Source organism: Mycobacterium sp. UM_Kg27 (assembly GCF_000972905.1).
Lineage (GTDB): Bacteria > Actinomycetota > Actinomycetes > Mycobacteriales > Mycobacteriaceae > Mycobacterium.
Genome location: NZ_JRMM01000152.1, coordinates 1 through 9,761 on the forward strand (window position 1 = coordinate 1; position 9,761 = coordinate 9,761).

Sequence of the window (9,761 nt, forward strand, 5' to 3'; positions counted from 1 at the left end):
GAGATGTGTATAAGAGACAGTCTCGGACTTGCTCATTTCCAGCGAGAAGATGACGCTGGCCATCCGGTTCTTGATCGAGCACGATCGCATGAAGTCCAGGGCCAGCGTGGAGTTGTGGGTAGGCACCATGCCACGGCCGGCCAGGTACAGCCGTGCCGGGTTGTCGACCTGCACGCAGCGCACTGCCACGCTGGGTACCCGCCGCACCGCGGTCAGGCTCAGGGCCGGCGCCAGCAGCGCCGTGCCTCCGTCCGACCGCGCCGGCGTACCGGCCGGGGCAATCCGGTCCAGTCCGCAGCGCAACTGCGCGGTGCTGCGCACACCCGCGGTCGTCGGCCACAGGTGCTCGCCGTCGGCGACGATCACCGTGCCGTCGGAGAACTTCACCTCGTAGCAGGGCCGGCCCAACAGGATGTCCGTGGCGGCCAGCACACGGGTGGGCCGCCCGTCGGCGTCCAGCAGCTCATCACCGACGGCGACATCGCCCATCGTGGTCCAGCCGGCCGGGGTCGGCAACGGGGTGTTGAGCGCCAGCGCCTTCCCCATACCGGGCCGCGCCGCAATGATGATCATCTGTCCCGGGTGCAGCCCGTTGGTCACCTCGTCGAGGTCGGTGAAGCCGGTCGGCACACCGCGCGCGATACCGCCGTGCGAGGCGATCGCGTCGATCTCGTCCATGGTCGGCTGCAGCAGGTCTTCCAGCGGTACGAAGTCCTCGGAGCTGCGCCGTTCGGCCACCTCATAGATCTCGGCCTGGGCCCGGTCGACGATCTCGGCGACATCGGCGCCCTCAGCACCGGCGTAGCCGTACTGCACTACTCGAGTGCCGGCCTCTACCAGCCGGCGCAGGATCGCCTTCTCCGCGACGATCGTGGCGTAGTAGCCGGCGTTGGCCGCGGTCGGCACCGTAGAGATCAGCGTGTGCAGATACGGGGCGCCGCCCACCCGGCGCAGCAGTCCGCGGCGGTCCAGCTCAGCCGCCACAGTCACCGCGTCGGCCGGCTCACCGCGCCCGTAGAGGTCCAGGATCGCGTCGTAGATGTTCTGGTGCACCGGGCGGTAGAAGTCAGCCGGCCGCAGCCGCTCCAGCACGTCGGCGATGGCGTCCTTGCTCAGCAGCATGCCCCCGAGCACCGACTGCTCTGCGGCGAGATCCTGGGGTGGCTGGCGGCCCACGTCCTCGCGTGGCGGCTCCTCAAGCTCAGAATGACCACGGTCGTCGACTACCGCCATGCGCCCCACCTTCTCCACCGGCACACTCGAACGTCTTTTCGACGTTGCTGCCGCAACCTAACAGCGGACACCGACAATCCCGCCCTGCCGTGCCGCGTTGACGGTAGGCGTTGCTGGCGGCCGTACAAAACGGGCTTGTTCACAAAGGTGTGGATTAAGTGTGCACACCTTTCCCGCAATTGTTTGGATCGGTGGGGATGACTTGTGGATTGCCCTTCTAACCCGCGTTATCCCCGCAGGTAGAAGCGGTAGCAAGGGGTGTTTTGATTGTGGAGCACAATCTCTTCGGCGTGTCGTCATTGGTTGCCGTCTTGGGCGTGTTGCCTTGCAGACAGGTAGACGCGATTCCACATCAAAGTAAACGACCCCACCCATGCACACGGGCCTAAAAGTTAGCCAGCGCTAACCTGATGGAACCTCGTCCGAACACAGCAAAGCCCCGGCGGCGCCGATCAGGGCGCTGCCGGGGCTGCTGCGGTATGTGCTAGTTTGCCGCGGCGACGTCGAGGGTGACGTCGACGTTCACGTCGGGGTGCAGGTGCACCGACACCGGGTGGCTGCCGACGGCCTTGATGTGGGCCTTGGGCAGCCGGACGATCCGCCGGTCGAGGTTCGGCCCGCCGGCCTTCTTGATGGCGGCGACCACGTCAGCCGCGGTGACCGAGCCGAACAGCTTGCCCGAGTCGCCGGAGGTCTTCACCGGCAAGGTGACCGTGCCCAGCGCCTGCAAAGCTTCCTTGAGCTCCTTGGCGTGGTCCAGGTCGCGCACCTGCTTGGTCTCGCGGGCCCGACGGATGTCGTCGGCCTGCTTCTGCGCGCCGCGCGTGGCGACGATGGCCAGCCCCCGCGGGAGCAGGAAGTTGCGGCCGTATCCGTCCTTGACCTCGACGGTGTCTCCGGCCGCTCCGAGGTGGTCCACCTCAGCGGTCAAAATGAGCTTCATCGTTTCGTACTTTCTCCAAGATTGAGTGGTCGGCTAGCGCGCCGACGAGGTGAAGGGCAGCAACGCGACCTCGCGGGCGTTCTTCACCGCGAGCGCGACGTCGCGCTGGTGCTGAACGCAGTTGCCGGTCACACGACGGGCGCGGATCTTGCCCCGCTCACTGATGTAGGTGCGCAGCAGCGAGGTGTCCTTGTAGTCGATCACCTGCTTCTTGTTCGAGCAGAATGCGCACTTGCGAGCCTTGATCGGCTTTTCAGGAGCCGGACGCCGCTTGTTGGATTTGGCCATCTACCTATCTCTTTCGTGCTGTGGTTCGTTTGTCTAAAAGGGCGGCTCGTCGTCGGCGCCACCGAAGGAGCCGGACGCCGGAGCACTGCCCCACGGGTCTTCCGCGGCCGGGCCGGACGCGCCCGACGGGCCGGACGGGGCTGACATGCCGCCGCCCCCGCCGAAGCCGCCTCCGCCGCCACCGCGGCTGACCTTGTTGATCTTGGCGGTGGCGTACCGCAACGAGGGGCCGACCTCGTCGACCTCGACCTCGTAGACGGTGCGCTTCTCGCCCTCGCGGGTCTCGAAGGACCGCTGCCGCAGCCGCCCGGTGACGATCACCCGCGATCCGCGGGTGAGGCTCTCGGCCACGTTCTCGGCGGCCTCACGCCAGATGTTGCACCGAAGGAACAGCGCGTCGCCGTCCTTCCACTCATTGCTCTGCCGGTCAAAGACCCGCGGGGTGGACGCCACCGTGAAGTTGGCGACCGCCGCCCCCGAGGGGGTGAACCGCAGATCCGGGTCCGCGGTCAGGTTTCCAACGACGGTGATCGTGGTGTCACCTACAGCCACGGGGCCCTCCTAGGATCGGTGTCAGCGCTTGATGCTGCATTCGCAGCATGAGCCTACGCAACGGCTGCGACAGTCGCCTACGACTTGTCGGTGCGCATCACCTTGGTACGAAGCACCGACTCGTTCAGGCTGAGCTGACGGTCGAGCTCGGACACGGTGGCCGGCTCGGCCTTGACGTCGATGACCGCGTAGATGCCCTCGGCATGCTTGGCGATCTCGTAAGCCAGGCGGCGCTTGCCCCAGATGTCGACCTTGTCCACCGAACCGCCGTCTTTACGGATGACGTTCAGGAACGTCTCCAGGGACGGGGCAACGGTGCGCTCGTCGAGAGTGGGGTCAAGGATGACCATGATTTCGTATGGACGCATGGGAACCTCATCACCTCCTATGGTCGTAGTGCGGCCGTGGAGGTATCCACGGCAGGAGGGTCGCCTGCGTCGGCAACCGGGCTAGGTTACCGGAGGACCGGTCCCGCGGCGAAATTGAGGTACAAGGTCCTCCCGTTCACGCTCGCCCGGCACATGTCGGACTGTGACGGTAGCCTCACCGCCATGTCAGATGTTTCCCTATTAACTTTGCTGCGCGAGCGGGCTTTCCTCTCCCCGGATGAGCCGGCATTCACCTACACCGATTACGACCAGGATTGGGAGGGCGTCGCGGAGACGCTGTCCTGGTCACAGGTCTATCGGCGAGCCCTCAACGTGGCCCGCGAGCTCAAGCAGCACGGCTCGGCCGGGGACCGGGCCGTCATCCTCGCCCCCCAGGGCCTCGGCTACGTCGCGGCCTTCCTCGGTGCCATCCAGGCGGGATTCATCGCGGTGCCCCTGCCGGTGCCGCATCCCGGCGCACATGATGAGCGGGTCAGCGCCGTGCTCACCGACACCGCGCCGTCCGTCGTCCTGACCACCGCCGGGGCCGCCGGCCTGGTCGCCGAGTATGTGCGCGAATCCGGGGCCGACGCCACCGCGACAGTCGTCGCTGTCGACACGCTGGACCTGGACGCCAGTGTCGCCATGGGTGAGCCGCCTGTCGACTCCGGCGGGGTGGCGTACCTGCAGTACACCTCGGGGTCGACCCGGCTTCCGGCCGGGGTGATGGTGTCGCACCGCAACCTTCAGGTGAACTTCCGGCAGTTCATGGCGGGCTACTTCCCGGAGTTCAACGGGGTGGCGCCGCCCGACACCACGATCGTGTCGTGGCTGCCCTTCTACCACGATCTGGGCTTGATCCTGGGCATCATCGCGCCGGTCCTCGGCGGCTACCGGTGCGAGCTGAGCAGCCCCGTGGCGTTCCTGCAACGTCCGGCGCGCTGGATCCAGGCCATGGCCAGCCACACCCGGGCATTTTCTGCGGCGCCGAACTTCGCCTTCGAACTGGCGGTGCGCAAGACCACCGACGAGGACCTGGCCGGCCGCGATCTGGGCGACGTGCTGGGCATCGTCAGCGGCAGCGAACGCGTCCACCCCGCGACTTTGGAGCGCTTTCTCAACCGATTCGCTCCCCACAACTTCCGTGCCCGGGCGCTGCACCCCGCGTATGGGTTGGCCGAGGCCACCCTGTACGTCGCCACGCTCGACGTGGAGTGCGCGCCCCAGACCGTCTACTTCGAATCGGAGAAGTTGACGCGCGGCAGCGCGCAGCGGTGTGAGGCGCCGGACGGTACGCCCCTGCTCACCTACGGTGTGCCGAAGTCGCCGGCGGTGCGCATCGTGGACCCCGAAACCTGCGCCGAGTGCTCGGTGGGAACCGTCGGCGAGATCTGGACGGCCGGCGCCAACGTAGCCGCCGGCTACTGGAACAAGCCGGAACAGACGCGGGAAGTGTTCGAGGCCAGTCTGGTCAGGGCGTCCGAGGGCACCCCGAGCGGCCCCTGGCTGCGGACCGGTGACCTCGGATTCATCTCCGAGGGTGAGCTGTTCATCGTCGGCCGCATGAAGGATCTGCTGATCATCCGCGGGCGCAACCACTACCCCGAGGACATCGAAGCCACCCTCCAAGAGATCAGCGGCGGTCGCGTCGCGGCGATCGCGGTTCCCGTCAACGAGGACGAGACCCTGGTCACCATCATCGAGGTCCGCGATCGTGGCGAATCTCCGGAGGACACCGCCCTGCGACTGGCCACCCTGAAAAACGATGTGCAGGTAGCCATCTCCCAGACCCACGGAGTGACCGTCGCCGATGTCGTGCTGGTCGGGCCGGGATCGATTCCCATCACCACCAGCGGCAAGGTTCGCCGGGCCGCCTGCGTCGAGCAGTACCAGAACCAGCAGTTCACCCGGATGGACCGCTGAGCCGGCCGCGTCCCCGCGATACGACGTCGCCGCATGTGGATAGCCCTGGTAGTGATGGCGGCTGCCACCAGCATCGAGCCGGTGCGCATCGGTCTGACGCTGCTGATGCTGAACCGGCCCCGGCCGGTACTGCAGCTGATGGCGTTCCTGGGCGGCGGCTTCGTCATGGGGACTACCGGCGGTCTGGTGGTGTTGTTCCTCCTGCCGCCCTCGGTCACCGAGTCCTCTGGGCTGACGCTGCCGCGCGTTCAGATCATCGTCGGCGCGCTGGCACTGCTGACCGCCGCGGTTCTCGTGCTCAGGGTGCTGGTCGCCAGTCCACGCCAGACCCGTACGGGTCGTTCCGATTCGGTCCCGGTCGGATTCTCTGCTCGAGCCCAGCGGTTGCTCAAAGGCCGGTCACTGTGGGTGGCGGGAACAGCCGGTTTGGGTATCGCGCTGCCTTCGGTGGACTACCTCGCCGCGATGGCGATCATCGTCGCCTCCGGCGCCGCCACCAGCACGAAGATCGCCGCACTGCTGACCTTCAATGTGTTGGCGTTCGCGCTCGTCGAGATTCCGCTGCTGGCCTACCTGGTGGCACCCGACGCCACCCGGAGGTTCATGGCCGCGCTGCACAACTGGGGTCGGCAACGCCGGCCTGGCCAGGTCGCAGCGCTGCTGGCCGCCGTCGGCGGTGTCTTATGCACTGCCGGTGTCCTGGGATTGTGAGAAGGTGGACGTCGGGTCCGCCCGCGGGCCTGCACGGTTGAAGGGGTTAGCGATGAAACGACTGGTCGCCGGAGCTCTCGCGGTGCTGCTCGCCGGGTCGGCTAGTGGGTTGAGTGCAAGTACCGCGACTGCGGCTCCGGCACGTCCCCTCGATACCCCGGGGATTGCACCGTCGCCGACGCCGCCGCCGGTGGGCGATGCGTCGAATGTGGACGTCGTCTACGCAGTCGGCGGTGCTCGACCACCGGGCATCCCGTGGGCGGACTACACCAAGCGCGCCGGCTCCGGCTATTTCCCAAACAAGAAGCGCGAGATCATCGACTACCCGGCTGGCGCCATGTTCCGGTGGGTGCCCACCATGTTCGCGCCCGACGCCAAGCGCGACAACGTGACCGTGGCCGCCGCTGTCGACGCGGCCACCGACAGCCTGGACGCGATCATTCGCAGCGGGAATGAGCCGGCCGCCGTTGTCGGGTTGTCGCAGGGCACCATGGCGCTGGACAAGGAGCAGGTCCGGCTCGCCAACGACCCCAGTGCGCCGCCGCCACACATGCTGCAGTTCTCGACGTTCGGCTCTCCCATGGGAAAGCACGCTTTCGGGAAGAGCTTTCTCTCCGGACTCTTCCCACCGGGCAGCCGTCTACCACTCGAGGACTACACCATGCCCCCGGAAGTGGAGAGCCAGTATGACTCCAATCGGGTGGTCGCTGCCTACGACGGCATGGCCGACTTCCCGGATCGGCCCGAGAACCTGTGGTCGGTAGCCAATGCGCTCATCGGCGCCGCCATCGTGCACACGCCGGCTGCCTTCACCACGCCCGCCGACGTGCCCGCCCAAAACATCCGGTCCACCGTCAATTCCCGGGGCGCGACGACGACGTCGTACTTCATCCCGATCAATCACCTGCCGCTGACCCTGCCGCTACGCTTCGCCGGCGTACCCGACGACGTGGTCGACCAGCTCGACGCCTTCCTGCAGCCCCAGGTCGACGCCGGCTACTCCCGCAATGACGACCCCGCTACCCGACCCATTTCAGTCCACCCGGCCGGGATGGATGTGGTGCAGGTTCTGGGACCGGAGACCAACAGCGCCGTCGACGACACCGTCGGCAAGCTTCGCAACTTCTTCGGATTCACCGGCTGACCCACGGCCTCAGGCGTCGGCCACCGTCTCGATCACATCGCCGTTGGCGCTGCCCCGTTTCAGAGAGTCGGGCCGGGGTTGTAGCCACGGCCGCGCGGGCCACCAATTGGCCCGTCCCAGCAGCGCCGCCGCGGCGGGCACGGTAATACTGCGCACCACAAAGGTGTCCACAAGGATGCCGGCGCCGATCACGAAGCCGCCCTGCACCACGGCCCCCACACTGGCGAACAGCAGCCCGAACATCGCGGAGGCGAAGATGAGTCCCGCTGCGGTGATCACCGCGCCGGTTGAGCCGACCGTGCGGATGACGCTGGTCCGCACGCCCAGCGACGACTCGTCGCGCAAGCGGGACGCCAGCAGCATGTTGTAGTCGGCGCCCACCGCCACCAGCACCACAAACGCCAAACCTGGCACGCTCCAATGCAGTTGCTGGCCCAATATGACCTGAAAGACCAAGGCACCGAGCCCGATCGCCGACAGGTAGGAGACGATCACCGAGCCCACCAGATAGATCGGTGCGATGACCGAGCGCAGCAGGGCGGTCAGAATCAGCAGCACCACCAGGGTTGTCAGGACAACGATGAGCCGGATATCCCGGTCGTAGTAGTCGCGAATATCGCGCAGTGTGACAGGGTACCCGGAGATCGAGATCGAGGCATCCGCCAGCACGGTATTGGGTTGCGCCGCTTGGGCGGTCGCGAGAATCGTGTTGACCTGGTCCATGGCTTCGGTGCTGAACGGGTCCTCACCGGTTTGGATGAAATACCGCACCGAATGCCCGTCGGGCGAGACGAAGGTGTGGGCCAGTTCCTTGAATTCCTCCGTGGCCAGCACCTGTCGGGGCACATTGAAACCCGCCATGGACGGTTCGGAAGCCTCATGGCCCATGGTCATGAGGAACGCTGACGCGGTGTCGAGGCCCAGTCCCAACTCCTTGGTCTGGTCGACCAGGAGTTGCACCCCGTCGGCCACCTGACGGCCGGCGCTGGCGAGCTCGCTGGTGCCGTTCTGCATCTCGATGACCTTGCGCTGCACCCGACGAGGGCTGTCGAATCCCAGCGCATGCAGAGACTGCGAGGCTGACTGCAAGGAGCGGCTGAGCCCGTTGACCGCCGACGACAGCGTCTGCGAGGGCTGCGCCGACTGCAGCTGGCGAAACAGGCTGGAGATCTCATCGAGAGTGCCTGCGGCGCGGGCGTTCTGCAGCTTGTGGAACTCGGCCCGCGCCGTCCCGCAGATCGGATTGGCGTCGCATGTCGGGCTGGCATCGAGGGACTCGGTGACGGGATCGACCCAGTCGAAGCTGGACGCGAGCCCGGCGAAGGTCACCTGGAGGGCGTCGCCGAGCGCCCGGATACTGTTGACCAGCCTAGTGGCCTGGTCGATTTCACCGAATGTCTTGGTGCCGCCGAACTGCATCTGCAGATACGCCAGCGCATCGACCAGACTTCGCACGCTGCCAAGCGACTGGCTGACCTGGGTGTTCAGATCTTCGAGGCTGTTTGCCAACTTCCGGGATCCCGTGGTCAGCCGGTTGAGGTCGCCGTCGCGCTCAGCGATCAAGCCCGCGGCGTCGCCCAGCTGGCCCCCGACCTCACCGGCTTGGTAAGTGGCCCTGGCCTCTTCGAGCGACTCCCCACCCGGCCGGGTGACACCGCGGACGGCGGCCACGCCCGGGATCTGGCTGATCCGTTGCGCCATCTGCTCCATATCGGCAAGAGCCCGCGGCGTACGCAGATCGTTGGGAGATTGGACCAGCAGGTACTCAGGGATCGTCTGGTTCACCGCGAAGTGCCGATCCAGCGCCGCATACCCCACTGAGCTGTCAACGGAATCCGGCAGTTGTTTGCGGTCGTCGTAGTTGAACCGAATCAGCCCGGCGGCACTGCCCAACGCCAGCAACAGCGCCAGGCTACCGACCAGATACGTCTTGGGGCGCCGAACGATTCGCACCCCGGTGCGGCGCCAGAACCGCGCAGCGCGTTCGGGGCGTGGTGCCACCCATCCGCGCGGTCCGGCCAGCGTCAGAATGGCCGGAAGCAACGTCACCGCCGCCAAGAACGCCACCGCGATCCCGATCGCCAGCACCGGGCCGACGGTGGCGAAGACCCCCAGTTTGGCAAAGCCCATCCCCAGCAGGGTGATGGCAACGGTGGCCGCGGATGCGGCAATCACCTTGCCTATCGATGCCAGGGCGCGCTGCACGGCGCGCCGGCAGTCCTCGGCAGTACCGGATCCCATCCGGATGTAGTCGTGATAGCGGCTGACCAGGAAGACGACGTAATCGGTTCCCACCCCGGCAATCAAGGCGCTGAGCATCACGATGGCCTGGTTGGAGACGGCCATTCCGCTCACCAGTGACGCGGTCGCGACTGCCGCCTGGGCGACCACCATCGATACGCCGATGGTGATCAGCGGCAGCAGCATGGTGAGCGGGTTGCGGTAGATGACGCCCAAAATGAACAGCAGCAGCACACCTATCGCCAGCTCGATCGCGAACCGGTCCCGCGCCCCGGCATCGGTCAGGTCGGCGACCGTGGCCGCTGGGCCGGTGACGTCGGCGGTCAGTGTCGACCCGGCAACTGTCTCTTATACACAT

Annotated in this window: 8 protein-coding genes and 1 pseudogene; 3 read left to right on the plus strand and 6 right to left on the minus strand. The window is 66.6% G+C overall.

Annotated elements, in window-relative coordinates:
• The 5 genes from LI94_RS18450 to rpsF form a co-directional block, all read right to left on the minus strand.
• A partial coding sequence (locus tag LI94_RS18450) for a DnaB-like helicase N-terminal domain-containing protein (RefSeq protein WP_046302100.1) occupies positions 1-1,233 on the minus strand: 1,233 nt, incomplete at its 3' end.
• Between the two features lie 484 nt (positions 1,234-1,717).
• Entirely contained in the window at positions 1,718-2,176 is a 459-nt protein-coding gene (gene rplI, locus LI94_RS18455; protein WP_024442718.1) for a 50S ribosomal protein L9, read from the minus strand.
• 33 nt (positions 2,177-2,209) lie between these two features.
• Positions 2,210-2,464 (minus strand): 30S ribosomal protein S18, encoded by a 255-nt coding sequence (gene rpsR, locus LI94_RS18460; RefSeq protein ID WP_024442719.1) that lies wholly within the window; start codon positions 2,462-2,464, stop codon positions 2,210-2,212.
• 33 nt (positions 2,465-2,497) lie between these two features.
• Entirely contained in the window at positions 2,498-3,016 is a 519-nt protein-coding gene (locus LI94_RS18465) for a single-stranded DNA-binding protein (protein ID WP_024442720.1), read from the minus strand.
• 77 nt (positions 3,017-3,093) lie between these two features.
• Positions 3,094-3,384, minus strand: coding sequence for a 30S ribosomal protein S6 (gene rpsF, locus LI94_RS18470; protein WP_024442721.1), 291 nt, complete (start codon positions 3,382-3,384; stop codon positions 3,094-3,096).
• A 183-nt stretch (positions 3,385-3,567) separates the two neighbouring features.
• On the opposite strand from rpsF, the gene LI94_RS18475 reads away from it, so the two are divergent.
• Genes LI94_RS18475 through LI94_RS18485 form a run of 3 tightly spaced genes read left to right on the plus strand, consistent with a single transcriptional unit; the run spans position 3,568 to position 7,162 of the window.
• Positions 3,568-5,307, plus strand: a complete 1,740-nt coding sequence (locus tag LI94_RS18475) for an AMP-binding protein (RefSeq protein WP_046302098.1) — start codon at positions 3,568-3,570, stop codon at positions 5,305-5,307.
• 33 nt (positions 5,308-5,340) lie between these two features.
• Positions 5,341-6,018, plus strand: a complete 678-nt coding sequence (locus LI94_RS18480; protein ID WP_024442723.1) for a GAP family protein — start codon at positions 5,341-5,343, stop codon at positions 6,016-6,018.
• A 52-nt stretch (positions 6,019-6,070) separates the two neighbouring features.
• Positions 6,071-7,162: a PE-PPE domain-containing protein gene (locus LI94_RS18485; RefSeq protein ID WP_046302099.1), complete on the plus strand. Its 1,092-nt coding sequence runs from the start codon at positions 6,071-6,073 to the stop codon at positions 7,160-7,162.
• 96 nt (positions 7,163-7,258) lie between these two features.
• Here LI94_RS18485 and LI94_RS18490 read toward each other — a convergent pair.
• Positions 7,259-9,748, minus strand: a pseudogene (locus LI94_RS18490) (MMPL family transporter); the annotation flags it as partial.
• Between the last annotated feature and the right edge of the window lie 13 nt (positions 9,749-9,761).

What these genes read in the sequence shown, in the direction of transcription:
- LI94_RS18475 (WP_046302098.1), top strand. Translation starts at nt 3,568, where the DNA reads ATGTCAGATGTTTCCCTATTAACTTTGCTGCGCGAGCGGGCTTTCCTC.
- rpsF (WP_024442721.1), bottom strand. Translation starts at nt 3,384, where the DNA reads ATGCGTCCATACGAAATCATGGTCATCCTTGACCCCACTCTCGACGAG.
- rpsR (WP_024442719.1), bottom strand. Translation starts at nt 2,464, where the DNA reads ATGGCCAAATCCAACAAGCGGCGTCCGGCTCCTGAAAAGCCGATCAAG.
- rplI (WP_024442718.1), bottom strand. Translation starts at nt 2,176, where the DNA reads ATGAAGCTCATTTTGACCGCTGAGGTGGACCACCTCGGAGCGGCCGGA.
- LI94_RS18480 (WP_024442723.1), top strand. Translation starts at nt 5,341, where the DNA reads ATGTGGATAGCCCTGGTAGTGATGGCGGCTGCCACCAGCATCGAGCCG.
- LI94_RS18485 (WP_046302099.1), top strand. Translation starts at nt 6,071, where the DNA reads ATGAAACGACTGGTCGCCGGAGCTCTCGCGGTGCTGCTCGCCGGGTCG.